Here is a 25,573-nt window from a genome sequence, read left to right as displayed (position 1 = left end):
CGGCGGTGGCTCTCCGGACTTGGCATCAGCGGTCGGGCGTTGACGTGCGAGGGCATTGGTCAGACCTGTTCGAAGTGGAACGCTTTGATGAAGCAGTCGCGAGGCTGGGTGATGGCGAAGAGGATGCACTCCACGAGCGAGTGCGCGGTGAGGGCATCCTTGGCCTCGCGCGGGGTGGTCTCCCATGCCTTGGAGAGCGGGTCGGGGTTGTCGAAGTCGGGCGGGTAGAGCGAGATCACCCGGATCCCTTGAGGGCGCAGGCGCTTGGAGAGGATCTCGGTGAACCCTGCCTGGGCGCTCTTGGCTGCGTAGAAGGCGTCGTGCGCGTCCGACCGGTGGTGGCCCGGTGTTCCGCATGCGGAGACCATCGTCACGACATCTGGTATCTCCGAGTTGAGCAGGAGAGGGAGGAAGCTCTTCGTGGTCAAGACCGTGCCGGTGGCGCCAGAGGCGATGGTGTCGACAACGTCGGCGTCGGTTGCGGACAGCAGGTCCGGCCCTGCGAGGTAGCGAGAGCCGTTGTTGATGAGTACGTCGACACGGTCCGTGTGTTCCGCGACGCTGGAAGCGAAGTCTCGGATTGAGGCGGGGTCCGTCAGGTCGCAGGCGAAGGCGTGTACTTGCTGATGGCCGCGGTCGCGAATCTCGTCACGGACTCGTTGAGCGGCGGAGTGTTCGCGTGCCGAGAGGAAGACCTCGGCGCCGAGGTCCGCGAGGTGGATGGCCAGGGTTCGCCCGAAGTCGCGGCCTGCGGCCGTGATGACGATGCGGCGGTTGTCCAGTCTCATGGTGTCGCTCCTGGTGCGTGGATCAGTTGGTGCGGTGCATTGCGGCGGCTGACGTCTGCGGCGTAGGCGGCCCAGTCGCCGGCGGCGGCTCGCTGCCATTTGACGGCGACGGTGATGTCGATGCCGAGGGTGCGGGCGAGGACCGCGGCGGGCAGCTCGGTGGCGAGCTGGAACAGGGCGGTCGAGCGGGCTTGTGCGAGTCGGATGCCGAGTTTGCGGAGCCGTTCTCCCATCGCCCAGGCACTGATCGGACGGCCTGGCTGTCCGCCGGGGAAGAGCCAGGGTGAGTCTGTGCGGCCGAGGACGGCATGGCTGCGGCGAACCTTGACCTGTTGGAGGGCCAGTTCAGCGACGGGTGCGGGAAGCTCGACAGGGACGGCGCCGAGGCGGATACGGACTGCTCCGTCCGTCTCCTCGATGTGGTCGACGGTGAGCCGGGAGATCGCGGCGGGCCACTGGGCGTAGAGGAGCAACAACAAGCCGGCGAGACGGTCTTCGGGCTTCAGGACGGCCTCGTGCAACAGGCGGCGGGCTGTGGCCCAGCGGGCTTCATCGTCCATCGGCCGGGAGGGGCCGTTCCACCGCTCGGCCGGGAAGCTGAGATCACGGGTGATCTTCTGGGAGAGGGTCCAGCGTACGAAGTGGCCTGCCTCCTGGCGAAGGCGGACGTTGTCGCTGGTCATCCACCGCTCAAGGTCACTCTGGCGGCAGGTGGCCAGGGTCAGGTTCTGGCCCTCGAGCCAGTTCAGGAGATAGACGGCTGCCCGCAGATGCTGCCGCGCGACCGTCAGCTGGTAGTGCGTGGTCTCCGTGCCGCGGCTGCGACGGCGAAGCCGGCGCAGGAGGTGCCACGTCGCGTACCGGTGCAGGATTTTCCGGCCCTCGGCGGTCGCGTGGGAGGCGATGAGGTCCTTCACATGTCGCTCGAGACGGACCATCTGCTCGTCCCGCTTGGGCAGGGCGCCGGTGGCGACGAGGACGCTGCGGATGTGCTCGACGACCTTGCCTTCCGGAAGCTCGTCCAGGGCCTTGTGCGTCAGAGGGCGGCGGCCGGAGCCGAGATCGGACAGGACGGTGGAGACGATGCCCTTGGAGAGCCAGCGCATCGCGGTGCCGGCGCGTTCGGTGCTGGCCAGAGCCTCGTGGAGGGCCTGCAGTTTCGGGGATATGGAGCCGGTGTCATCGGCGAGGAGTTCGTGGAGTCGCTGCTTGAGGGTGCAGCGGGGGCACGGGCCCGGGGCGTGCAGCCGTTCGGCTTGTCCGCAGGTGGGACAGGGGCGCCAGAGCTCGGCGTCCGGTTTGGTGCAGGGGCCGCAGACGGGGGCGTCGGCGGTGCCGGAGTGCATGCCACGGATTCGTCCGCAGATGGTGCAGTGAGCAGGGCGTCTGTCGCAGCCTCCGCAGCGGGGCAGGCCGGTGAGCTTCGAGAGTGTGCAGGGTGCGGTGCGGCCGCAGATCGAGCAGACCAGGACTGGCAGGGGACGGCAGTTGGGGCAGACCGGCCCCTCGGCAGTGCGGGAGTTGACCATGCGTGATTCGCCGCAGACGATGCAGGTTTCCCGGTTGGCCGGGTCCCTGATCAGGCAGCCCGGACACAGGGGTCGTCCCTGGGCGTCGCGGGTGGCCGGTTCTCGCCGAGCACCGCAGCGTACGCATTCTTCGAAGCGGGACTTGGCGATGCAGTTGCGGCAGACCCGCTGCCCGTCGAGCGGCTTGTCGATGCGTACGACTCTGTGGCAGCGAGGGCAGGCCGGGCGGACAATCCCGGTGACGCCGGCCTCGTGCAGCAAGTCGATGAACCGCAGGATGGCGCGATGCGGCGCGAGATATCCCTCCCCGGTCAGCAGACGAGGGTTCTCCTCCAGGGCCCAGACCAGCCTCTGCCGATAGTGGGGACGGTGGGGTGCCGACTGGTGGAGGGCATCGGCGATCACGTCACGGTCGGCGTCCCTGGTGATCCCGGTGATCACCGCGTAGATGACCTCGACCGGGTCGCGGTCATCGTTGTCGGGACACATCTTGCAGCGCAGCAGGCCCTTGCGGTCCCGGAAGGCGACGCGTCGGACGGTGCCGCAGGCGGCGCACTCAGCGGTCTCCTGCCCACAGACCGAGCAGTACCAATCCTGGCCCTGGCGTTGGAGGGTTCGCAGCTTCTTGCCGCACTCGACGCAGACCGGCGGCGAGATCGCCGAGGCGCCGGCCTTGCGGAGCTCGATGAGCAGATCACCGATGGCCCGGGGTGCCGGGGACCGGCCGTCGGTCAGGACGGAGGGCCGCGTCGCCAGGACCTCCGCCAGGCGCCGTGACTTCGCGCGGCCGCCCGCGACCGCGGTGACCACGGCCCGGATGGTCTCCGCGCCGAGTTCCTTCTCGACATCGGCGACGAGGTCGGTGATCAGGCCGGTCGGGTCGGCGACGGCACGGCCGAGGTCGAGATGGTCAGCGGTGGTCATGACCGGTCGACACCCCTGATCCGGGCACGCTTTGGCCGCAGACCGCCAAGCCCCTCCGCATCGGGCGCCGAGCCGCCTCCGGCGGCAGCCCTCTTCGGCTTCTTCACGGCCCCTGCCGCCGCGACGGGCTCGATGAGGTCGTCCATGGTGCAGTCGAGGATGTCGAGCAGGGCCATGAGGATCTTCAGGCTCAGTCGCTCCGGTCGCTCGACGACGAGCCGGTAGACCTGGCTCGACGAGAGGGTGATGCCGCGTTCGGCGAGCGGAGGGATGAGGTCGGTGGTGGAGAACAACCCGCGGCCGGCCATGACCTTGCGCAGGTGCCAGTGGTAGTCGAGCTTGGCGGCCATCGCCGGATCTCTCCTGTCAGGACCCGGCGAACGCCGGGGCCAGTGCCTTGTGCAGGGAAGTGTTCATGAAGTCGTCGCTGACGTGCGTGTAGATGGCCAGGGAGCTGTCGCACTCGTGGCCGACCTGCTGCTGGATGAAGCGCCGGTCGACTCCGTCCTCGGTCAGATGTGTGACGTAAGAATGTCGGATTGAGTGGGGAGTTAGCTCTTTTGGGAGCTTTAGGGCGTCCCGGTATGCCTCGAACCGGTCGTTGATGGAGCCGGGCTGGAGGCGGCCCCCGCGCTCGGTGATCCACAGAGCCGGGTGATCGGGGAATCCGAAGCGTGGACGGGCGTTCTCGGCGTAGTCGGCGACCGCCTCGACGGCCCAGTCCATCACCGACAGCACGTTCCGCCGCCGCGGCGGCTGGCCCTTCTTCGCCTTGCCGTAGCGGACGTTGAGCGTGCCGTACCGGCCGAACTGCGGGGCCTGCGGGTTGCGTCCGAAGTCGACCACGTCCAGCTTGGACGTCTCGGTCCGGCGAAGACCCCACCCGTAGATGACCTTGAAGAGAGTGGCGTCCCGGTAAGCGGCGAGGGCTCCCTTGCGCTTGGCCTTCACGGCGCGTGCGACTTGGTCGTCGGCGTAGTCGAGGAAGCGCTGCAACTCTTCCCGCGTGAAAGGCCGTGCCTCCGGATCGCCTTCGTAATCCTGCAGGTGAGGGAGGGTGTTCCACTCATGGCAGATCGCCACCGGGAAAGCGCCGAAGGCTTCTTCGCATGCCGGGCCCCAGCCGTAGCGGGCGTCGATGAGGAGCTCGGTGAACAGCCGAACGGTGCCCTGGTAGCTGCGGATCGTGGAGGGCGCCAAGCGCCTCTCGCTCGTCAACGATGACGACCACTCGTCCAGGTGGGCCGGCGTCCACTGCCACGGATACTCGTTCGCGAACTCAAGGAACCGGCGGATCAGGCGTTCTCTCGGGTCGATCGTGTCGTCTCTCAGCCCTCGCGACTTCTGCTGAGCCCGCCAGCCCCTCAGCATCGCGTCGAACATCGCGTCCTCCGGACGCAACTGGACCACGCCGGAGACGAGCTCCATATGGGCCGCCCCGGCCAGGGCCACCTTGCGCTGATGCACCACTCCAGACCACCCCTCCTGAAGGGCAAATCATGCATCAGAAGGGATCGCATCGGCAACATGCCTGCTCAGGAGGCACGTTCGTAGTAGCGTCGGAGTCCATCAGTCTCTCGTCGTGACCTGGCGACCTGCGGTTTCTCGCCCGTCTGATGCAATTCCCGAGGGTTGTAGTACCCGGCCGTGGTGTTGGCCGAACGGTGGTCCATGAGGTCACGAAGGACGTCCTGCGGGATGCCCGCGTCGGCATGCCGCTGGCAGTAGGAATGCCGGAAGGCATACGGGTAGATCAGGTCCCGGTCGAACGGCAGCGGCATGCCATCCGGCCCCAGCACCTCCGAGTCGATTCGGTCCAGCGACCGCACCCAGGCCCGCATCACCCTGGCGATGTTGCCCGATAGCAGCATGTGGTTGGCCGTGTTGTTCGTGATCGCGGGAAACAGGTAGCGGGCACTGTTCCGCGGCAGGTCCAGCCCCGCCCGGCGGGCCTTCCAGGCATTGATGGCATCCACCGTTTCCTGCGTGATCGGCAGGCGCCGCCGCAGCCGTTTGCTCTTGCGGTTGTCCCAGATCAGCTGGTGTTCGTCACCATCCTTCTCCAGGCAGTCCAGGATCAGCCGGGCGACCTCCTCAGGCCGCCGCCCGGTGTCCCGCAGCACGAGGTAGACGGTCTGGAACATCGCCTTGATGTCCTCGGCGGCCAGCGTGCCGTAGGGGATGCCCTCGCCGAGAAGGTCGAGCTGCTGGTCAAGCTGGCGGATCACCGACTCCGGGATCGCCTTGCCGATCTCGTCCTCGTCCTGGACCACCTGGGGAATCCGGTGCGAACTGTGGCGGGCAAACTGTCCCGGGACGTCGTCCAGCAGCCCGGTGGCGGCGCCCGTAGTCGATCACCTCGAAGAAGCTGGTCAGGTAGAGGCGCTTGCCCTTCGGCCCCATGTCGGTGCCGTCCCAGCTGGGCAGGACCTGGAAGGCGTCCACGATCGTGTCCATGTCGGCGAAGCCGAGCTTCGTGGGGCCCATGCCTCCGCCGGGCATCCCGTTCCTTCGGGCACCACCCGTTGATGGCGTTCGTCGACCACGGTCCGGGCGGGTCCGGGGAGCCGGTGGCCGCGCTGCTGCGGCCCGGGAACGCGGGCTCCAACACCGCAAGCGATCACATCGAGGCCGCCCGGATCGCCCTGGCCCAGCTACCGAAGCCACTACGGCGGGGACGCCGGACACTGATCCGTACCGATTCCGGCGGTGGCACCCACGAGTTCGTCAACTGGCTGACCAAGCGGGGGCGGTGGCTGTCCTACTCGGTCGGGATGACTGTCACCGCCGACATCCACCAGGCCGTCCTTCGTATTCCCGCTTCCGCGTGGACGCCGGCCGTCGACGGCGACGGTCAGATACGTGACGGCGCCTGGGTCGCGGAGATCGGCGGGCGTCCACTGACCGGCTGGCCGACCGGTCTGCGGCTGATCGTCCGCAAGGAACGGCCGCACCCCGGAGCCCAGTTGCGGTTCACCGACGTCGACGGCAACAGGATCACCTGCTTCGCCACCAACACCAAGAACGTCCCGATCGCCGAGCTGGAACTGCGGCACCGCCGCCGAGCGCGGGCCGAGGACCGCATCCGCAATGCCCGCGACACCGGCCTGCGCAACCTGCCCCTGCACGACACCAGCCAGAACCAGCTCTGGCTGGAGATCATCTCGCTCGCCCTGGACCTGCTGGCCTGGATGCCGATGCTCGCCCTACGAGGTGAGGCCCGCCGCTGGGAACCCAAGAAACTTCGCCTCAGACTGTTCTCCGCCGCCGCCCGGCTCGTCACGACCGGTCGCCGCCGCTGGCTCCGCTTCAACAGCAGCTGGCCCTGGACTGACGTGATCAAAGGCGCGATCCGCCGGCTCGACATCCTGCCGAACCCCGGCTGACCCGCCGCTCCACCCGTCCCGACGACCTGATCAACCTGCCGGAACCGTGGAACCGGCGCCCACCCGACGCGACAGCCGGGCCCCCACCATGGCCACGAGCGACCCGACAAGCAGAAACGGGCCGCCGGACAACCGACGACCCGTCACGAAACATCGAGGCTAGGCATAAAGGAGAAGACTCTCTGCAAGTCGGGCTGCAGGGCGCCGCGTGGTCACGCGAATTAAAGCTCTCACGCTTGAGTGCTGAAATATACACACGATTCCATCTTTACTCAAGGGCCAATTCAAGAGGGAGGGATATGGTTTGAAAGTCCTCCATCTCTCCATCGCGAACTTTTTAGAACATTCTGCCAGGTTTGCGTGGCCATCACTATCGGGCATTAGGTATGATTTGTTCCTTTTTGAGTCGGAAAAACGCTTGTGCTTTGAGTTATCTGGTGGGCCGCGCCGCATCTGTCGCCGTCGGCGCAGGAGGTTCTGCGGTTGCGGGTGGCCGCTCTGGTGGCGGGGCGGTATCGGGAGGACCTCTGTACACGACCCGGAAGGCAACCCATTATTTCACCTCAACGCCGTAAGAGAGACCGATTCGCGAGTGGGCGTTTACCCGGAATGCGGTTTATGCCTATGCCACATTTTGAGAGCTTTAATACGGTAGCAGATGAATGCACCCTCCCCGGCTGGGAGCCCGAGTGTCCGTCTCATCCGCTTCCGTATTTCGAAGTCCGTCTGGTTTGAAAATGCCGCAGAACCGCCCGGTGGTCGGCGGAACCGAATCCTCCGGCGTGCTTGTGCTCACGCTGGGCCGTGAGCGAGCGCAAGCCGTACCCCAGCGACCTGTCCGACGCCCGATGGGCCTTGATCGAACCGACGTTGACGGCCTGGCGGAAGGCCCGGCTCGACCGCAGGCCGACCGGGCAGCCGGCCAAAGTACTGCGCGACGTGTTCAATGCAATGCTCTACGTCAACCGCACGGGAATCCCCTGGAAATACCCTCCGCACGACTTCCCGAACCACGGCACTGTCTACGCGTACTACGCCGCCTGGCGCGACGAGGGATTATTCGCCAGCTCAACTACGACCTGACCGGACTGGCCCGAGTGAAGGAAGGTCGCAAGCCCGAACCGACCGCATCCGTGATCGACACCCAGAGCGTGAAGACCTCCACCAACGTGCCCCTGACCAGCCAGGGAACGGACGCCGGGAAGAAGATCGTCGGTCGGAAACGGGGCATCCTCACCGACACGATCGGACTCCTCCTCGCCGTGACCGTCACCGCCGCGAGCCTCTCGGAAAACGCCGTGGAAATACGACTCCTCGACCAAGCCAAGAAGACCTACCCGACCATCTCCAAGAGCTGGGTCGACACCGGCTTCAAGAACGCCGTCATTGAGCACGGCGCGAGCCTGGGAATCGACGTCGAGGTCGTCAACAGGTGACTACTCACGAGGTTGTGTGACCTGCGGATGATCGGCTCGTTGGTCTGTCCGTGGGGTCCGCGAAGCGTCGTCCGTCGTATGACGATCTCGTGTGCCTGCTCGCGGATGTCCAGGCCGAGTTGAAGGCCACCCGTGCCGAGCTGGCCGAGGTGAGGGCCGAGAACGCGGAGCTCAAGCGGCGCCTGGCGCAGGACTCTTCGAACTCCTCGAAGCCGCCGTCTTCGGACAGTCCCTTCCGTAAGCCGCCGCCGCGCTCGCAGCGAAGGACATCGGGCCGAAAGCCCGGCGGGCAGGACGGCCATCGGGGCGCGAACCTGGAGCGGGTCACGGATCCCGACCACGTCATCGAGCACCGCCCTGCGGTCTGTGGTAGCTGCGAGGCCGCACTGGGCGATGGAGCGGAAGCGACCGGGTTCGTCTCGTCGCAGGTCTTCGACCTGCCCGACCCACGCCTGATCGTCACCGAGCACCGGATGCGATCGGTCCGCTGCACCTGCGGGCATGTCACCCGGGCCGGCGGTCCGCCCGGAGCGGGCGCCCCGACCCAGTACGGTCCCGGCGTGCACGCGCTCGCCGTCTACCAGCTCGTCCACCAGCATGTTCCCTCGCTGCGGACCACCACCGGCGCGGCCGACCTGCACGCCGCCGACCTCTCCGAGGGCTTCGTCCAGGCCGCGCTGGTACGGGCCGCCGCGGCCCTGGCCCCGTTCACCGAGCGAGCGGTCGCGTTGCTGCAAGCCGCACCCGTCGCCCACTTCGACGAGTCCGGCATCCGCGTCACCGCTTCCCTGCACTGGGTCCACGTCGCCTGCACCAGCCGTCTGACCTGGTACACCGCCCACGCCAAGCGCGGGCGCAAGGCCATGGACACGGCCGGAGTGCTGCCGTACTTCACCGGGACCGTCGTCTCCGACGCCTGGAGTTTCTTACCTCGCCTACGGAACCGCCCGCGCGTTGTGCAACGCGCACATCCTGCGCGACCTGGACGGCGTCCAGCACACAGACCCCACCGGGCAGGCCTGGGCGAAGGCCGCCATCGATGCCCTCATCGCCGCGAAGAACGCCGCCGATACCGCCCGCCAGGCCGGGCGCACGGCCCTGACCAGCAGCGAAATCGACGCCCTGGAAACCGGATTCGACCACGCGATCCGCTGCGGACGCTCCACCAACCCCGACCCGCCGCCCGGCGGAAGCAAGACCTTCGCCCGCCAGCTCGTCGACCGTCTGCACCGCCGCCGCGAGGACATCCTGCGCTTCCTGCACGACCTGACCGTGCCCTTCACCAACAACCAGGCCGAGCAGGACATCCGCATGGTCAAAGTGCAGATGAAGGTCTCCGGCGGTTGGCGCACCCCCGACGGCGCGAGCCGCTGGCTGCTGGTGCGCTCGTATCTGTCCACCGCCCGCAAACACGGCCTCAACCCGATGACCGTCCTGCGCGACCTCTTCGCCGGGAACCTCTGGCTGCCACCCGCTCACCCGTAAACAGGGACGTGAGTAGGCACGTCAACAGAAAGCCGGGAGTCCGCGGCTTCCACGTCATCAAAAGACGCTGGGTCGTAGAACGCAGCATCGGATGGATCATGATGCACCGGCGCCTCGCCCGCGACTACGAGACCCTCACCGCCAGCTCCGAAGCCATGATCCATCTCGCATCGATCGACAACCTCGCCAAGCGTATAACGGACGAGACCACACCAACCTGGCGAGGAACTTACTAGGACTTAAAGGGCATTACGCCTACTTCAAACGCCCTCTCACAGGTAGATCTCAAAAATGCGACGCCCTGATGACGTCGGATTCGGCATCGATCTACACGAGCAAGATCGCCAGAGTTCACTCCCTTCATGGCGTCACGAAACTCTCCTCCACTCCCGGGGAGTTGACTCAGCCCGTCGCTCCTCGGGAAGGGCAGCCGGCCCCTCCTGCAGATCTTACGAATCTGCCGCCCACTCCAAGAGGGCGAATGGAGGTTGAGATGAAACGACAGGCCGGCCGTCCCAAGGAGGGATGAAATTGGATGCTTCTCCATGCAACCTTTCCGTCCCTGATGCACTACTGAAGGAGGCCGGATCGGAATTTGACAGTGACAGGCATCACAACAATTATCCCGTGACAACGCTTGATGCGTCTGCTTAGGATCATGGCTCATCAGCCAGCAGGCTTTCGCACACATTCCGTCATCGACTACAGGGCGCGAAAAGCATTTTCTTGCGCAGCGGCACACTGACCGCGCGCCGAAAATTTCGCTGGCTCTCCCAATCCTTGCCCCTCGGGCAGCAGGCGCCGCCTTGCCCCGGAACGTGCAAGGGCTCAAGCATGAAAGGTAAATCAAGCATGCGTGCACTTCTGCGCCCGCTCTTCGCTGTTCTCGCCGCCACCGGCATCGCATTCACGACCGGAACCTCCGCTCACGCGAGTGGGCCAGACATTACCGACTACAACGTCGGCCAGTCCGGTAAGTCGGTGTTCAAGACGTACGGCGATCACCTGTACATATCGGACCTGCGCAAGGACGGTCACTCAGTGGTGACCATCTTGGAGCAGGGCACCAGGTACTACTACTGGAACAGGGACGGCGTGGACACGACCCGACACGTGGACCTCGACCTCCCGGAGGGCGTCGCCATGACCGTCCGGACCTGCCTCGCCGACTGGCAGGGCAGCCCCACTGCCGGTATCCGATGGGACACGTGCAGCAACGGAGCCCAGACCGAGTCCTGACACGATAGAAGGGGCGCAGGCGTTCCCTGCGCCCCGCACACCGCGGCATCCCTCCGGAGAAGCCATGCCAACAACCCCAAGAGCCGTACGGGCCGTAATCGCGACCAGCCTCATGGCGCTGGTGGCATGCACCTCCGGAGGGGAGTCAACTCCACCGGCTCCTTCCGCCACCACGAAAGCCCCCTGGCTCCTGAGCGAGCACCTGGCTCGAGACTTCAAGTCATCCGCCCCTGGCTACGCAGTTGATGACGCCACAAGCCTCGACCGCTTCATCAACCTTGAACACACCGACTGGTACAGAGAGTGCTTCAAGAAGAAGAGCGCCGATGGCACCATCCGCTACTGGGTGGTCCCCGAGGGCGAGAACTGCCCGGCCCGCAAGGGAGACAGAGTTCCCACCCCGAAGACTCCCAACCTGGTGGGCCAGCGGCCAGACAAGGCGGTCGCGAAGATCGCCAAGGAGCTCAGCTACAACCCTCAGCTGATCCGCGTTCTCGAAGTCGGCGAGACCAACCCTGACGAGGTCCTGGACCCGACGCACCTGCCGCACTGGCGCGTGTGCTCCCAGGCCCCCAAGGCAGGCACCCCGTTCGGTAACCCGCGGGAAGTGACATTGCACGTCACAGAGAAAGGGTGCCCTGGTGTGTGAGCCCGCCTCGCAGCCGTGACCCTGACAGTCCGCAGACGTCACGTACTTGTCCGAGTATGTGATCGCGCTCTCGGCGAACTGCACGACGCGAGCCCCGGCCACGCTCGCCCTGGAGGAGCTGGCCGCGCTCGCGGCCGAGAAGGTCGGCGCGGGCGGGCTGCGGCTGATGGGCGAGGGCGGGCTGCTGCCCGAGCTGGCCCAGCATCTGATGCAGGCCGCTCTGGAGGCAGAGATGGACCAGCACCTGGCCGACGGGGCCGGCCGGACCGGCGGGCGCGGGTCACGCTCGGGCGGGAACATGCGCAACGGCTACCGGAGCAAGAAGGTGATGACCGAGGTCGGCGCTGTCACCGTCCAGGTGCCACGGGACCGGCTGGGAACCTTCAGCCCCCGGCTGCTTCCCCGGTATGCCCGCCGGACCGGCGCGCTGGACGAGCTGGTCCTGTCGCTGACCGCGAAGGGCCTGACCTCCGGGGAGATCGTCGCCCATCTCGCCGAGACGTACGGGATGACGACCACGAAGGAGACCATCTCCACCATCACCGACAAGGCGTTGGAGTCCATGGCGGAATGGCGCACGAGGCCGCTGGATCCGGTCTACCCGGTCGTCTTCATCGACGCCGTGCACGTGAAGATTCGGGTTCTGTCGACGATCTTGTGATCCGGACGGTGCGGCAGGCCGGCATCCGACTTTGCGATCATGCACCGCGTGCTCTGACGATGTGCTCAATGAGTTGTTTCCCCACCTGTCCGCGCTGCTGATCGAGCAGGTAAATCGGGGGCTGGACGAGGTCGTGATGCGGACCCGGGTCCGGGCTGACACGGGGGTATGTCGGTGCGGCCAGTTATCCCGGCGGGTTCACGGCAGCTACGTTCGCCGACTTCGGGACGTTGCCACTGGTGGGCTCGGTGTCGTGGTCGAGATATGCGTACGGCGTTTCCGGTGCGAGAACCCCGACTGCGTCGCGGTGACATTCGCCGAGCAGATCACGGGGCTGACCACCCCCCACAGCCGCTACACACCCCTGCTACGGGGGCTGCTGACCGAGATCGGCCTGGCACTGGCCGGCCGGGCAGGGACACGGATGGCATCAGCCATCGGCATCGCCGTGGGGCGAGACACGCTATTGCGGCTGGTCAGAGCACTACCCGACCCGGAGATCGGTGAAGTGGAGGTGCTGGGCGTCGACGACTTCGCCTTCAGGCGTGGCCGCCACTACGGCACCGTACTGATCAACATGGACACCCACCGCCCGATCGACCTGTTCGACGGCCGTGCGGGTGAGGACCTGGCCGCCTGGCTGGGCAGCCACCCCGAGATCCGGGTCGTCTGCCGGGACCGCTCCAGCGGATACGCCGAAGGAGTACGTCTCGGGGCGCCCCAGGCCGAGCAGGTCGCCGACCGATTCCACCTGTGGCAAAACCTCGGCCAAGCCGTCGAGAAGACTGTGAACTCGCACCGCGATCACCTGGCCGAACCGCCTCCTGCCCACACCGCCGAACCGCCGGTCCAAGCACCGGAGGTGGTCCAGCCATCGGCCGAACTCAAGATCGTCACCCGGATGAGAGACCAGCACGCCGCTGTGCACAAGCTATGGGAACAGGGCCTTTCGAAGGCGGCGATCGGCCGGAAACTCGGACTGCACCAGGCCACCGTGCGCAAACTCGTTCAGGCCAGCTCGGTGGACGCCGTCATCACCAAGACGCTGCAGCGAGCGCACAAAGTTGATCCGTACACCGCCTACCTCCATCAGCGGTGGAACGAAGGCATCCGAAATGCCGCCCAGCTGTGCCGCGAAGTCCAACAACTCGGTTATTCAGGAGGTGAATTGGCCGTCCAGCGCCACTTACGCCGCTACCGCGACGGCCGTGGACACGCTCCCGCACCCGGACCGAAACCCCCGACCGTCCGCGAGGTCACCTCCTGGATCATGACCCACCCTGAACATCTTGGAGACGACAAGACGGCCATGCTGCGTCTCCTGCGAGACCGCGACACGAACCTCGACCGGCTCACCCTCCACGTCAGAGGGTTCGCCACGATGATGACCGGCCTTCACGGCGATCGCCTCGACACATGGATAACCACCGTCGAACAGGACACCTTGATACCCCTGGCCTCCTTCGCCCGCAACCTCCGCCGCGACATAGACGCCGTACGCAACGGACTCTCCCTGCCGCACAATTCTGGCGCCGTCGAGGGCAACGTCAACCGGCTGAAGATGCTCAAACGCCAGATGTTCGGCCGTGCCGGACTCGATCTCCTTCGCAAACGCGTCCTGCTCACCCGGTGATCAGCAGCCACCGGATCACAAGATCGTCGACAGAACCAAGATCCGTGACGGTCACGTCGCCAACCGGCCGATCTACGTGGCCATCGCGGTCACTGCCGACGGCTACCGCGAGATCCGCGCGACTGGGCCGATGTCGCCCGTGATCTCAAGCCCGTCTACACCGCCGTCAATGAGGACCAGGCCCGCCAGCGACTGACCGACTTCAACGGCACATGGGGCGCGAAGTGCCACTCCATCGCGGGGACTTGGGAACGGGCCTGGAGCGAGTTCGTTCCCTTCCTCGGCCTGCCCGACTCCATCCGCCAGGTCGTCTACACCACCAACGCAATCGAGTCCCTCAACGCCCGCTACCGGCGCGCGGCCCAGGCCTGCGGACACTTCCCCAACGAGCAGGCCGCCCTGAAGCGCCTCTACCCTGGGCCTGTGGGCCGGCGACGGCGGTGAGGGCGCCAAGTACTGGCAGATCGTCCTGACCGAGATCAAGAACCGCGGGGTCCGTGACGTGCTGATGCTGGTCTGCGACGGACTGACCGCCCTGCCCGACGCGGTGAACACCATCTGGCCCCAGACCGTGGTTCAGACCTGCGTCGTCCATCGAAGCCGTCAAGAAACAACACGTTGCCTCGTCGGGAGGGACTCGTTGGCGTGGTATGCGAATATCCGACAAGGTCCGCCACCAGCTGGGGCGCCGCTTCGAGGTCCTGTTCCCGCATCTGAACGAACGGCAGCGCCGCCTCGCGCTGGCCACCGAGGCCCGCCTTCTAGGCCACGGAGGCGTCCGCCTGGTGGCTACGGCCGCCGGGGTCAGCGAGACCACCGTGCGCAAGGGCGTCTTCGAACTCGAGGGAGGCGTCGATCCGTTGCCTGATGGGCGTGTCCGGCGTCCCGGTGGCGGACGGTTGCTGTCCGAGCGGATCGATCAAGGGCTCGTTCCCGCGCTAATGGCGCTGATCGAGCCGGACGAGCGCGGTGATCCGATGTCGCCGCTGCGCTGGACGACGAAGTCGCTGCGGCACCTGGCCGTCGAGCTGACGCGGCAGGGTCATCGGGTGAGCGCGCCGACGGTGGGACGGCTGCTGCGCGAGAACGGCTTCAGCCTGCAGGCCACGGCGAAGACCTTGGAAGGCGCTTAGCACCCGGACCGCGACGCCCAGTTCCGCCACATCAACGAACAGGTCAAACAGCACCAGGCCGCCGGTGAGCCGGTCATCAGCGTGGACGCGAAGAGAAAGGAACAGGTCGGACAGCTCCCTGCCGCCGGCCGGGAGTGGCGCCCGGCCGGACAGCCGGTCCATGTCGAGGACCACAGCTTCTTCGCCGGGCCGCGCGTCCAGACGGTGATTCCGTACGGGATCTACGACATCGCGGCCAACCGCGGCTGGGTAAACGTCGGCGTCGACCACGACACGGCGGCGTTCGCGGTCGCTTCGATCCGGCGGTGGTGGCAGACGCGCGGCCGGCTCGACTACCCTCACGCCTCGCGACTGTTGATCACGGCGGACGCCGGAGGCTCGAACAGCTACCGCTACCGGCTGTGGAAGTCGGAGCTGGCCGCGTTCGCCGCCGAGGCCGGGCTGACGGTCATGGTGTGCCACTTCCCTCCGGGCACGTCGAAGTGGAACAAGATCGAGCACCGGTTGTTCTCCCACATCACGATGAACTGGCGGGGCCGTCCGCTGACCAGTCTCGAAGTCGTCCTCAACACGATCGCCGCGACGACGACCGCGACCGGGCTGGCCGTCGAAGCCGCCATGGACATGGGCGACTACCCGACGGGCATCGCCGTCAGCCGCGAACAGATCAAGGCACTGCCGATCACCGCCCACGTCGAACGGGAAAGCTGGAACTACAGCATCGCCCCGACCGGCGGCGCGGCCGCCGCACCGTGCGCCGACGAACGCACCGCAGCCCGCACACAAGCCCTCGAGATGCTCGCCGAACCCCGCTTGACCGGTATGAGTAGCAGCGAACTAGACGCGCTGCGAGCCCAGTTGGCGTCGACCCAAGCAGCCAGGGCCGAACAGCGCCGCTACGTACTACGCGGCGGGCGGCGCGTCGCCACCACCGGCCGAAACCGATCACTACTGTCGGCCGCGGACGAGGTCCTGGTCACCGTCGTCTACCTGCGGCAGGTCTGCCCGCAGAAGGTGCTGTGTGACCTGCTCGGGATCAACCCGGTCACCGTCGGCCAGGCCATCAAGGCAACCCGGCAGCTGCTGGGCGAACAGAAGATCAGCATCACACCAACCGTCGTGCGGTACTTCACCCGCGCCGAGGACCTCCGGGCCTGGGCCACCGGCACCGGCCCGGACAAACACGCTCCAGTGATGCCGACCCGCGAGGCACTGACCGACCCGACGCTGACCGGCGTGAGCCGCGAGGCACTGCACACCCTGCTCGAAGAGCTGATCGTGCCCTATGCCGCCGTGATCGAACAGCGCCGGCATCGCCAGCGTGGCGGCAACCGGCGCCCGGGCACCCGCGGCGGTGTTTTCCGGCAGAAGATCACCGACGCCGACCGGATCCTCGCCACGATCCTCTACCGGCGCCAGATCTGCAGCCTCAGCCACCTCGCAGAACTGTTCGGCGTCTGCCGCAGCACGCTATGGAACGCAATCAACGACGTCCTGCCGATCCTCGACGCCCACCGCGTCTCCATCACCCCCGCCGAGCATCGGCACACCTCAGCGGCCGACGTCCTCGCCTCGGTCGGCCAACCGCTCATAGAAGATGACGAGGGCCAACACGGGTAACCACCATGTTGTTTCTTGACGGGTTCATCTCATCCGCGCAAGCCTGCGTTATGCCTCGCGCCGGGCGAACGCACCGCTGCCTTCAACCTCCAGGTGGAACTGATCACCCGCGTCGGCTACCAACAGCTCGCCCCCGGCCAAGGCTCACTCCGCGACGCTCTCACCTCACTACACTCCCTGTTCGCCTTCACCCGCACGATGCTCCACCGTGTGGCCCTAGATGACACCCCCACCCCTACCTTCCCGCGCATCGCCACCACACTCCTCAACGAGCACCTGCGTCCCTTCCTCACAACGTGGCACCCTGCCCTCCAGGAACACGAGACCGCCCGACCGGAAGATTTCAAGTCCAGTGAGACGGCCGTGACGCTATGAGGTCTGTGGTGCCGGTTGTCTGCGCTTGGCCGGGTCGTTGATCCAGGCCGTTTGGGGTATCTGGGGTGGTCGGGGGCGGCGGCCAAAGCGTTCGGGGTGTCGGGCGTATGCCTCGGCGAGGGTGACCGCGCGCTGATCGCGGACCTCCTCGGCGGTGCCGAAGTGCACGGAGGCGGGGGTGTGCCAGCCGATGCCGGAGTGCCGGTGCTCATGGTTGTAATACGCGATGAACGCGTCGAACCACTCGCGGGCATGGGCCAGCGAATCGAAGCGGTCGGGGTAGTCCGCCATGTACTTCGTGGTCTTGAAGTGGGCTTCGCTGTAGGGGTTGTCGTTGGAGACCTTCGGCCTCGAGTGCGACCGTGTGACGCCCAGATCGATCAGCAGTTGGGAGACTTTCTTGGAGGTCATCGAGGTGCCGCGGTCGGCGTGCACGGTCTCGGGCACGATCCCGTTGTGTGCGATGGTCTCGCGGATCAACTCCTCGGCCCGCTCCGCCGATTCGGCTCGCTCGACGGTGTGGCCGACGATGTACCGGCTGAAGATGTCGATGATCACGTAGGCGTGATACCAGACGCCCTTGACCGGTCCGGCCGCCTTGGTGATGTCCCAGGTGAACACCTGAGACGGGCCGGTGGCGACCAGCTCGGGCACCGCCTTTGCCGGGTGGGTGGCCTGGCGGCGGCGCTCGCCGGTCTGCCCCTTTTCGCGCAGGATCCGGTACATCGTTGAAACCGAGCAGTGGTAGCGCCCGGCATCCAGCTCGCGGGCCCAGATCTGCGCGGGCGCAAGCTCGGCGTACTCGTCGCTGTTCATCAACTCCAGTACCGCAGCCCGCTCTTCGACTGCCAGAGCCGAGGGCTGGACCTGCGGCGAGCGGGGCCTGCGCGGTGGTGGGGGCCGCAGCCGGCGGTAGTGGGTGGCCCTCGATCGGCCGGTCAGCCGGCACGCCGCCGTGATGCCCAACTCTGCCTCGACGCCGCTGAATGCGTCGTCGGCCACCGGGTCGGCGTCAGACTTCAGTCCGCGCTCTCGGAGATCATTTCCAAGAGCGCGGAAGCTTTTCCCATGACTTCCAGCGCGGCCTTGTTCCGGGCCAGTTCCTTCTCCAGCCGTTCCACCTGGCGGCGCAGTTTCTCGTTCTCCGCCTCGGCGGCCGGCTTCTTCGGCCGGGCCGGGCTGGTGCGCTTGTCGACCAGCTTCTCCAGGGCCCCGGCGTCCCGCGCGGCCCGCCACTCGGTGACGTGTGAGTGGTACAGGCGCTCGCGGCGCAGGACCGCACCCTTCTCGTTCTTGGGCGCGGCGTCGTACTCGGCCACGATCCGCAGCTTGTACTCGGGGCTGAAGGAGCGGCGCTTCGGCCTGGGGGCCGGATCGGATCCGGCGGGGTTGGTGCTGGTCATGAAGGGGGGTTCTCCTGTCGGTGCCCTCTAAGGCTAACCCGTCGAAGCGGGACGTCTCACCCAAGGCTGACAGAGAGGGGACCGCCAAATCTCAGTGCCGTCGAACACGAGCAGCACTGGGACCGGGCGGCCGAGCTCCGTGCCGAACTCTCCGCTCTGCACCAGCCACTGGCGGTCGCAGTAGGACAGCTCGCCGATCTGTGCGGTACCGACCTGACCACGCCATCGGAACCCCTGTCCTAATCACCGTTTCGCTGCTCATGCTGTGCCCTAGGTTCAACCGTCAGCTCACATGGCTTCCTAGTTGTCAGGATCGTCGTCTCTTACCAAGAGACGACTTCTTGGCTCTACCGACACTCGGCGAACGGCACATCGCGGCTGGCCAGCGTGGCGAAGACGTCAGTCGTAGAGCCGTGATCCGTACCGGCTCGCGCTGTGTTCTCCGCGCCCTCGTGTTGATTTTGCGATGAATGGGGCTGCTGGTGCGGAACATTCGGGACTCTCGCCTCCGCCAGGGCTGTGTGCAGAAGAACCCCGGGGAGCGGCGCAGTCGGGTCCATGGCCCACTCGATGGCGGCCATGACCTCGTCGTCCAGCGCGTCCAGGAGGTGGCCGTACCGGTCCACGGTGGTGGTGATGGACTCGTGCCCAAGACGTCCTTGGATGGCCGGCCCCTCTCTGTCAGCCTTGGGTGAGACGTCCCGCTTCGACGGGTTAGCCTTAGAGGGCACCGACAGGAGAACCCCCCTTCATGACCAGCACCAACCCCGCCGGATCCGATCCGGCCCCCAGGCCGAAGCGCCGCTCCTTCAGCCCCGAGTACAAGCTGCGGATCGTGGCCGAGTACGACGCCGCGCCCAAGAACGAGAAGGGTGCGGTCCTGCGCCGCGAGCGCCTGTACCACTCACACGTCACCGAGTGGCGGGCCGCGCGGGACGCCGGGGCCCTGGAGAAGCTGGTCGACAAGCGCACCAGCCCGGCCCGGCCGAAGAAGCCGGCCGCCGAGGCGGAGAACGAGAAACTGCGCCGCCAGGTGGAACGGCTGGAGAAGGAACTGGCCCGGAACAAGGCCGCGCTGGAAGTCATGGGAAAAGCTTCCGCGCTCTTGGAAATGATCTCCGAGAGCGCGGACTGAAGTCTGACGCCGACCCGGTGGCCGACGACGCATTCAGCGGCGTCGAGGCAGAGTTGGGCATCACGGCGGCGTGCCGGCTGACCGGCCGATCGAGGGCCACCCACTACCGCCGGCTGCGGCCCCCACCACCGCGCAGGCCCCGCTCGCCGCAGGTCCAGCCCTCGGCTCTGGCAGTCGAAGAGCGGGCTGCGGTACTGGAGTTGATGAACAGCGACGAGTACGCCGAGCTTGCGCCCGCGCAGATCTGGGCCCGCGAGCTGGATGCCGGGCGCTACCACTGCTCGGTTTCAACGATGTACCGGATCCTGCGCGAAAAGGGGCAGACCGGCGAGCGCCGCCGCCAGGCCACCCACCCGGCAAAGGCGGTGCCCGAGCTGGTCGCCACCGGCCCGTCTCAGGTGTTCACCTGGGACATCACCAAGGCGGCCGGACCGGTCAAGGGCGTCTGGTATCACGCCTACGTGATCATCGACATCTTCAGCCGGTACATCGTCGGCCACACCGTCGAGCGAGCCGAATCGGCGGAGCGGGCCGAGGAGTTGATCCGCGAGACCATCGCACACAACGGGATCGTGCCCGAGACCGTGCACGCCGACCGCGGCACCTCGATGACCTCCAAGAAAGTCTCCCAACTGCTGATCGATCTGGGCGTCACACGGTCGCACTCGAGGCCGAAGGTCTCCAACGACAACCCCTACAGCGAAGCCCACTTCAAGACCACGAAGTACATGGCGGACTACCCCGACCGCTTCGATTCGCTGGCCCATGCCCGCGAGTGGTTCGACGCGTTCATCGCGTATTACAACCATGAGCACCGGCACTCCGGCATCGGCTGGCACACCCCCGCCTCCGTGCACTTCGGCACCGCCGAGGAGGTCCGCGATCAGCGCGCGGTCACCCTCGCCGAGGCATACGCCCGACACCCCGAACGCTTTGGCCGCCGCCCCCGACCACCCCAGATACCCCAAACGGCCTGGATCAACGACCCGGCCAAGCGCAGACAACCGGCACCACAGACCTCATAGCGTCACGGCCGTCTCACTGGACTTGAAATCTTCCGCCTTGATGATTTAATGCATGAGCCGCGCAGATGGGGGAGGGTTCAGGTTGGGGCTCTGTCAGCCCTGCGGCTTGTGGCGGTTGCGCGGATGAGTCACACCCGTACCGCATCACTTTCGCGTGGATGGACGGCGCAACTGTCCCGGTTCGGACAGTCTCCGAAAGCACAGCCGCCGAGGCCATCCCCTTCCCAACCACTGTGGACACCGGCCTGACCACGGCCAATCGCCATTCAACTCCCAATTCAATTACATGTGTTACACAGCCTCGGCGGCTCGTCGGTACTGCGATTGGCATCGTCGCTGCGCTTGCCAAGTCCTTGCGCACGACCGGATCGCCGTCCTGGAACCGTCACCGTACTGGCGGCCCCCTTGGCTGACTCGATCGCCGGCTTCCTCGCAGGGCCCAACCTGGCCTGGCGTGCGGCCCAGATCACACCAGTTGAAGCGCTTCGTCGCTGAGACCACCAACTTGGGCACATGCGCCCAGATCCCGCTCTGTCTCTGTGAAAGGAATTCCATGGCTGACGAGAAAGTGCGTCAAGCACAACGTTTCATCAACACTACTTACAGCAACGGCGCCGCACTCGGTACATCCAAGCTCGAAGAAAATGGCCAAACCGGCTGGCCCGTCATGTATGCCCTCACTCGAGCACTCCAGTACGAGATGGGCATCACCAGTCTGTCTGACTCCTTCGGCTCGGCCACGATGGCGAAGATTGCGGAGAAGTACGGCAAACTGGATGGGACAACCATCCCCTCAGCCAACTTCTGTCGAATCATCCAGTCGGCCCTGTACTGCAAGGGCTACGACGGCGGCGACATTGATGGCAAGTACAGTGACCGAGTCAAGGCCGCCGTCGCGGAGCTGCACCAGAACATGGGGGTGGGGACTACCTATCCGGGCAGCGCTTTGTGGCCCAAGACGGCGAAGGGCCTCTTCAATATGGACGCCTACGTCACCGTCAGCGGCGGCTCGGAGGGTATCCGCTCCATTCAGCAGTGGCTCAACGGCAAGTACATCCTCCGGAAGGACTTTTACGCGATCCCCTGCGACGGGCATCACTCCCGGGACGTGGCCAAGTCAATGCTTTTTGCAACCCAGTACGAGCTGGGCATGGCTGACGGCGCCGCGAACGGTCTGTTCGGCCCAGGGACGAAGGCCGGGCTGCGAGAGCACAAGGTAGGAACAGGGTCTACCGGGGTATGGGTACAGCTGTTCTCCGCGGGGATGGTGCTCAACCACCGGCCAGTCTCGTTCACCAGTAGCTTCTCCGCTGCTCTCGCCACTGCCACCAGCAGTTTCCAGGCATTCGCGATGCTGCCGGCCACGGGCCAGGGGGACTTCTCCACCTGGGCTTCGCTGCTTGTCTCCTACGGCGACCAGGACCGGAAGGGGCAGGCCTGCGACGGAGTCACGAAGATCACTGATGCTCGGGCCAAGGCGCTGAAGGTCGAGGGCATCACCTACGTGGGTCGGTACCTCACCAACCCGATTCCTGACGATAAGGACTTGCCGGAGAAGGAGATTCAGCCTGGCGAGTTGAAGACTATCGCCGACAACGGGCTACGCTGCTACCCGATCTACCAGACCTTCGGCCGTGACGCTTCAGGTTTCAACTATCCTGCAGGGCGCGCCGCCGGGCAGGCAGCCGTGAACGCAGCAATCGACCACGGCTTCAAGCCAGGAACCCGGATCTTCTTTGCCGTCGACTTCGACGCTCTCGACTATCAGGTCACCCAGAACGTGCTGCCGCACTTCCAGGGCATAAAGGCAGCGCTCACCGATGACGGTGGCCGCTTCGAGATCGGGGTCTACGGGCCGCGCAACGTGTGCACGCGCGTGGGTGAAGTCGGCCACTCCACGGCCTCGTTCGTCTCCGATATGTCCTCCGGCTTCTCCGGGAACTTCGGTTACGCGCTGCCCGCAGACTGGGCTTACGACCAGATCGTCACGCGGACGATCGGAACCGGTGACGGTTCCATCAACATCGACGTCAACATCGCGTCCGGCCGGGACAAGGGGCAGGCGTCCTTCAACACCCCCCGCGCCGCTGGCCCCGACGCCAGATACGACGCCAGCTACCTCTCCCCTCTCCGCGACGATCTCGGCAAGTACATGCGATCCATCGGCTTCGCTGATAATGGCGGCACCGGAGCGGATGCACGGCTGTTCACGCACGCTGAGTGCTTCGACACCATCATGAACAACGACGAGCAGACGACTCAGCTGTCGAACAAGTACGCCATGCGCAAAGCGTTGATCCAGACATCCGCGTACTGGGAGATGCGCCACTACGACCTTATCGACCAGAGTGTCGACCACGCTGTGGCTCAATACCACCTGCAGGGCATCGGGGCAAAGAAGGATTCCTCGACCGGGATTGCGCAGATCAGCGGCGGAGTGGGAATCCTGGCCTGGAATCACTGCATCAACAAGGGGCTTGTCACAGGGGCCATTCTCAGCCCCACCAGGGACGCCGATATCTGGACAATGTGGCAAAAAGTCAACAAGGACAACGCCTTCAGCATGCGTACGGTGCCGCTCATCCATCTTTGGGGAGTTGACGGCAAGCCGGGAGGGGGGAATCCCCCCGGCGGGGAGACCACTCTGCGCTCCATGCGCTTGAACTACACCGAGCGGGAGGTCTTCCAGGTTCTGCGGCGCTATCAGGGATGGGGCGACCAGGCCGAGGCCGCTGCCAGCAAGCGTATGGCGATCTACCAGATCTTCGAGAAGTACAACAGCATCATGAGGCAGCTCGCAGGATGAGTGCCATGTCGACAGCGTCGCAGTACCCGGCAATAGTACCTCTGGCCATCTGCATCCTCGTCAGCGCCCTGCTCGCTTTCGGGCTCGCCGGCTATGGCTTCAGCACCCTGGATGGCGATCGGCGTCCGCCCGGCGTGGCCGGAGTCGCCCGGGGGGCCGCCGCACTAAGCGCCGCGGCGGGCGCAGCCATGTACGCGTGGGGCTCGGTGCACCTGTTTCTGGACGAGACTGGTACGGCAGAGGCTTGCCAGAGCGCCGCCACCCCCGCGCAGTTCGGCTCTGTGGACCGCTACAGCGTTTCCTACGTGCCGCCTTCACTGCAGTGCCATCTCACTGGAGGCGGCTCCTACGACGCGGCTGTCCCCGGCTATGTCGCCCCTGTCATGACGGGGCTCGCCATCGTGGCCGTCACGCTAGCCGTCATCGCGGCCATGGAATCCGCACACCACACCCGCGACCAAAAACACAAGGAGAAGAAGCTGTGACCACGTCACCCGTGTCACGCCGCACCATCTTGACCCGGGCGGCGTTCATTGCCGCGGCTGCGGCGACGGTATCCCTGCCTGGCTCGCAGTTCCTGGTCACTCCTGCTCATGCTGCCGATCAGGACCCCTTCTCAAAAGCGGTTCGCAGGGCAGTCGCGCGAGCCAAGGCACGTAACAAGCGTGTCCTGGCCGACGCACGTTCGGCCAACGGTTGGGAGATCGAGAAGGCCGCCGACCAGGACGGCTCCATCTTCACCCGTCCCGTTCCCGGAGTTCCGCTCGCAGGAGTCCAGGTGCGTCTCGGCGGACCCGAAGAAGCCCTCGGTCACGTGATCCAGCGCTTCCACTACGAGATCGACGAGCTTCGCGAAGGCGATGTCATCGGCTGGCGCGCACCGGACCAGGTGGGCAAGAGCCGCCCGGAGTCCAACCAGGCTTCCGGCACTGCGGTGCAGATCCGACCAGGTTTCTACCCGGCAGGTGCGCAGGGCAATTTCTTCCCCCACCAAGTCGTGGTCATCCGCGACATCCTCGCCGAGCTCAACGGAGTCATCCGATGGGGCGGCGACGACCGTGTCCCAGACGAGTCTCTGTTCTACATCGCGGTCAGGGCCAATGACCCTCGGCTGATGAAGGCATCCGGGTCAATCCGCACGTGGCGGGCCACTCCGGGTCTAGGTGCCGGAACAGCGATTGATGTCCTGAACGCAGACCGCCGAAAAGCCGCGCAGACTCTGGAAAGTCGCCAACGGCGCACTGCAGCCTGAGCAATGGCGCCTGCACAGCGACGAGTAAGCGCATAGCGCGTGCTGGGACGCTCGAGATCGAGCGTCCCAGCACGCGCTAGATGTGAGAGGATGTTCTGGTTACTTGAGCGATATTTCATGGATTTTGCCAGGTTATGGTGCTTTCGCCGGTTGCCCGCTTCAGGAGGTTGGAGATCATTGCGAGGCGGATCATGCTCTCGGAGTGTGCGGGTTTGGTCTCGTAGTCCCGTGCCAGTCGGCGGTGCATCATGATCCAACCGAAAGTTCGCTCCACCACCCAGCGTCTCGGGACCACGGAGAAGCCCTTGACCTGGGTGTTCCTCGGGACGACGTCGACGTCGATGCCGAGGGCGGCTCCGTGTTCGATGGCCTGGGTCTTGTAGCCGGTGTCGACCCAGGCCTTGGTGATCGCGGGGTGGTCGAGGGCGATTCGGGTGAGCAACTGCTTGCCGGCGTCGTTGTCCGAAATGCTGGCCGCGGTCACTGTGACCAGCAGCAGCAAGCCGATCGTGTCGACAACGATGCTCCGCTTGCGGCCCACGATCTTCTTCCCGGCATCGATGCCCTGCGTGCTGCTGGGCACGGTGTGGGCGGTCTTGACGCTCTGGGCGTCGATGACGCAGGCGGTCGGCTCGGCCGTGCGTCCCACCTGCTCACGGACCACCCGACGCAGCCTGACACCGAGGTTCTCGATCGTGCCGTCGGCAGTCCAATCGCTGAAGTAGGAGAAGACGGTGCTGGGCGGCGGGAAATCGTGCGGCAGGTAGCGCCAGGGGATACCCGTGTGGTTCACGTAGAGGATCGCGTTCATGACTTCACGCAGGTCAGTGACTGGACCCCCCAGTCCGAGCGAGGTCTTCTGCCGCTCGACCCTCCATGCCGTCACCGTCGGCTCCATCAGGGCCCAGCGGGCATCGGTAAGGTCGCTGAGGTAGGCGCTGCGCTGCGGCCGGCTGGTCATAAGTCCACTGACCCACAGTGCGCTTGGCGGGGATATCGCTCGTTCGAGTGAGACGAAAGCCGCCTTCACGGCATCCTCGAACCGGACAGGAGCTATCAGGCTAAAAGTGATCGAATCATCCGGCCGAGCATGC

At 65.8% G+C, this 25,573-nt stretch carries 17 protein-coding genes and 8 pseudogenes; 17 read left to right on the top strand and 8 right to left on the bottom strand.

Translation table 11 applies throughout. From position 1 onward, the window contains the following. Positions 1-59: 59 nt before the first annotated feature. The 5 genes from ACU6WZ_RS03970 to ACU6WZ_RS03950 all read right to left on the bottom strand — a co-directional run bounded on the left by ACU6WZ_RS03970 (position 60) and on the right by ACU6WZ_RS03950 (position 5,514). A complete protein-coding gene (locus ACU6WZ_RS03970) occupies positions 60-788 on the bottom strand; it encodes an SDR family oxidoreductase (protein WP_447031727.1) in 729 nt (242 codons plus the stop codon). Further along, positions 785-3,241, bottom strand: coding sequence for a site-specific integrase (locus tag ACU6WZ_RS03965; protein ID WP_447031726.1), 2,457 nt, complete (start codon positions 3,239-3,241; stop codon positions 785-787). The genes ACU6WZ_RS03970 and ACU6WZ_RS03965 overlap by 4 nt, the downstream gene beginning before the upstream one ends. Next, positions 3,238-3,591: a helix-turn-helix domain-containing protein gene (locus ACU6WZ_RS03960; RefSeq protein WP_447031725.1), complete on the bottom strand. Its 354-nt coding sequence runs from the start codon at positions 3,589-3,591 to the stop codon at positions 3,238-3,240. Before ACU6WZ_RS03960 ends, ACU6WZ_RS03965 begins: the two co-directional genes overlap by 4 nt. 16 nt (positions 3,592-3,607) lie before the next feature. Continuing rightward, entirely contained in the window at positions 3,608-4,711 is a 1,104-nt protein-coding gene (locus ACU6WZ_RS03955; protein WP_447031724.1) for a tyrosine-type recombinase/integrase, read from the bottom strand. Positions 4,712-4,776: 65 nt separating this feature from the next. Next, positions 4,777-5,514, bottom strand: coding sequence for a tyrosine-type recombinase/integrase (locus ACU6WZ_RS03950; protein ID WP_447031723.1), 738 nt, complete (start codon positions 5,512-5,514; stop codon positions 4,777-4,779). Positions 5,515-5,745: 231 nt separating this feature from the next. On the opposite strand from ACU6WZ_RS03950, the pseudogene ACU6WZ_RS03945 reads away from it, so the two are divergent. From ACU6WZ_RS03945 to ACU6WZ_RS03890, 12 genes and pseudogenes are all read left to right on the top strand, one after another. Next, positions 5,746-6,627, top strand: a pseudogene (locus ACU6WZ_RS03945) (IS1380 family transposase); the annotation flags it as partial. An 804-nt stretch (positions 6,628-7,431) separates the two neighbouring features. After that, a pseudogene (locus ACU6WZ_RS03940) lies at positions 7,432-8,060 on the top strand (IS5 family transposase); the annotation flags it as partial. 53 nt (positions 8,061-8,113) lie between these two features. Beyond that, positions 8,114-9,548 (top strand): annotated as a pseudogene (tnpC, locus tag ACU6WZ_RS03935) (IS66 family transposase). A 20-nt stretch (positions 9,549-9,568) separates the two neighbouring features. Then, a pseudogene (locus ACU6WZ_RS03930) lies at positions 9,569-9,784 on the top strand (transposase); the annotation flags it as partial. A gap of 616 nt (positions 9,785-10,400) precedes the next feature. Continuing rightward, positions 10,401-10,787 (top strand): hypothetical protein, encoded by a 387-nt coding sequence (locus ACU6WZ_RS03925; RefSeq protein WP_447031722.1) that lies wholly within the window; start codon positions 10,401-10,403, stop codon positions 10,785-10,787. 112 nt (positions 10,788-10,899) lie between these two features. Next, a complete protein-coding gene (locus ACU6WZ_RS03920; RefSeq protein ID WP_447031721.1) occupies positions 10,900-11,436 on the top strand; it encodes a hypothetical protein in 537 nt (178 codons plus the stop codon). 61 nt (positions 11,437-11,497) lie between these two features. Next, positions 11,498-12,076, top strand: a pseudogene (locus tag ACU6WZ_RS03915) (transposase); the annotation flags it as partial. Between the two features lie 157 nt (positions 12,077-12,233). Then, positions 12,234-13,730, top strand: coding sequence for an ISL3 family transposase (locus ACU6WZ_RS03910; protein ID WP_447033843.1), 1,497 nt, complete (start codon positions 12,234-12,236; stop codon positions 13,728-13,730). Positions 13,731-13,767: 37 nt separating this feature from the next. After that, positions 13,768-14,144, top strand: a pseudogene (locus tag ACU6WZ_RS03905) (transposase); the annotation flags it as partial. A 1-nt stretch (position 14,145) separates the two neighbouring features. Then, positions 14,146-14,334 (top strand): annotated as a pseudogene (locus ACU6WZ_RS03900) (transposase); the annotation flags it as partial. A gap of 46 nt (positions 14,335-14,380) precedes the next feature. After that, positions 14,381-16,483: pseudogene (locus ACU6WZ_RS03895) on the top strand (ISAzo13 family transposase). Positions 16,484-16,498: 15 nt separating this feature from the next. Then, positions 16,499-16,858, top strand: coding sequence for a hypothetical protein (locus ACU6WZ_RS03890; protein ID WP_447031720.1), 360 nt, complete (start codon positions 16,499-16,501; stop codon positions 16,856-16,858). Here ACU6WZ_RS03890 and ACU6WZ_RS03885 read toward each other — a convergent pair. Next, positions 16,853-17,860 (bottom strand): IS3 family transposase, encoded by a 1,008-nt coding sequence (locus ACU6WZ_RS03885; RefSeq protein ID WP_447031631.1) that lies wholly within the window; start codon positions 17,858-17,860, stop codon positions 16,853-16,855. The genes ACU6WZ_RS03890 and ACU6WZ_RS03885 overlap by 6 nt on opposite strands. A 17-nt stretch (positions 17,861-17,877) precedes the next feature. Then, entirely contained in the window at positions 17,878-18,261 is a 384-nt protein-coding gene (locus ACU6WZ_RS03880; protein WP_447028573.1) for a transposase, read from the bottom strand. Between the two features lie 751 nt (positions 18,262-19,012). Between ACU6WZ_RS03880 and ACU6WZ_RS03875 the strand changes: the two genes are divergently transcribed. From ACU6WZ_RS03875 to ACU6WZ_RS03855, 5 genes are all read left to right on the top strand, one after another. Further along, entirely contained in the window at positions 19,013-19,396 is a 384-nt protein-coding gene (locus tag ACU6WZ_RS03875) for a transposase (protein WP_447028573.1), read from the top strand. 17 nt (positions 19,397-19,413) lie between these two features. Then, positions 19,414-20,421 (top strand): IS3 family transposase, encoded by a 1,008-nt coding sequence (locus tag ACU6WZ_RS03870; protein ID WP_447031631.1) that lies wholly within the window; start codon positions 19,414-19,416, stop codon positions 20,419-20,421. A 553-nt stretch (positions 20,422-20,974) separates the two neighbouring features. Beyond that, positions 20,975-23,227 carry a glycoside hydrolase domain-containing protein gene (locus ACU6WZ_RS03865; protein ID WP_447031719.1) on the top strand — a complete coding sequence of 751 codons (2,253 nt, stop codon included), beginning with the start codon at positions 20,975-20,977 and terminating at the stop codon, positions 23,225-23,227. Positions 23,228-23,232: 5 nt separating this feature from the next. Further along, positions 23,233-23,712: a hypothetical protein gene (locus ACU6WZ_RS03860; RefSeq protein WP_447031718.1), complete on the top strand. Its 480-nt coding sequence runs from the start codon at positions 23,233-23,235 to the stop codon at positions 23,710-23,712. Continuing rightward, positions 23,709-24,479, top strand: a complete 771-nt coding sequence (locus ACU6WZ_RS03855) for a hypothetical protein (RefSeq protein WP_447031717.1) — start codon at positions 23,709-23,711, stop codon at positions 24,477-24,479. Before ACU6WZ_RS03860 ends, ACU6WZ_RS03855 begins: the two co-directional genes overlap by 4 nt. 115 nt (positions 24,480-24,594) lie before the next feature. On the opposite strand, the gene ACU6WZ_RS03850 is transcribed toward ACU6WZ_RS03855, so the two are convergent. Then, positions 24,595-25,440: an IS5 family transposase gene (locus ACU6WZ_RS03850; RefSeq protein ID WP_447033842.1), complete on the bottom strand. Its 846-nt coding sequence runs from the start codon at positions 25,438-25,440 to the stop codon at positions 24,595-24,597. Between the last annotated feature and the right edge of the window lie 133 nt (positions 25,441-25,573).

It is taken from the genome of Streptomyces hypolithicus, assembly GCF_052934925.1.
This window is presented reverse-complemented; position numbering and strand designations above follow the sequence as displayed.

What these genes read in the sequence shown, in the direction of transcription:
- ACU6WZ_RS03925 (WP_447031722.1), top strand. Translation starts at nt 10,401, where the DNA reads ATGCGTGCACTTCTGCGCCCGCTCTTCGCTGTTCTCGCCGCCACCGGC.
- ACU6WZ_RS03920 (WP_447031721.1), top strand. Translation starts at nt 10,900, where the DNA reads ATGGCGCTGGTGGCATGCACCTCCGGAGGGGAGTCAACTCCACCGGCT.
- ACU6WZ_RS03965 (WP_447031726.1), bottom strand. Translation starts at nt 3,241, where the DNA reads ATGACCACCGCTGACCATCTCGACCTCGGCCGTGCCGTCGCCGACCCG.
- ACU6WZ_RS03860 (WP_447031718.1), top strand. Translation starts at nt 23,233, where the DNA reads ATGTCGACAGCGTCGCAGTACCCGGCAATAGTACCTCTGGCCATCTGC.
- ACU6WZ_RS03960 (WP_447031725.1), bottom strand. Translation starts at nt 3,591, where the DNA reads ATGGCCGCCAAGCTCGACTACCACTGGCACCTGCGCAAGGTCATGGCC.
- ACU6WZ_RS03970 (WP_447031727.1), bottom strand. Translation starts at nt 788, where the DNA reads ATGAGACTGGACAACCGCCGCATCGTCATCACGGCCGCAGGCCGCGAC.
- ACU6WZ_RS03880 (WP_447028573.1), bottom strand. Translation starts at nt 18,261, where the DNA reads ATGACCAGCACCAACCCCGCCGGATCCGATCCGGCCCCCAGGCCGAAG.
- ACU6WZ_RS03875 (WP_447028573.1), top strand. Translation starts at nt 19,013, where the DNA reads ATGACCAGCACCAACCCCGCCGGATCCGATCCGGCCCCCAGGCCGAAG.
- ACU6WZ_RS03910 (WP_447033843.1), top strand. Translation starts at nt 12,234, where the DNA reads ATGCGGACCCGGGTCCGGGCTGACACGGGGGTATGTCGGTGCGGCCAG.
- ACU6WZ_RS03850 (WP_447033842.1), bottom strand. Translation starts at nt 25,440, where the DNA reads ATGACCAGCCGGCCGCAGCGCAGCGCCTACCTCAGCGACCTTACCGAT.
- ACU6WZ_RS03865 (WP_447031719.1), top strand. Translation starts at nt 20,975, where the DNA reads ATGGCTGACGAGAAAGTGCGTCAAGCACAACGTTTCATCAACACTACT.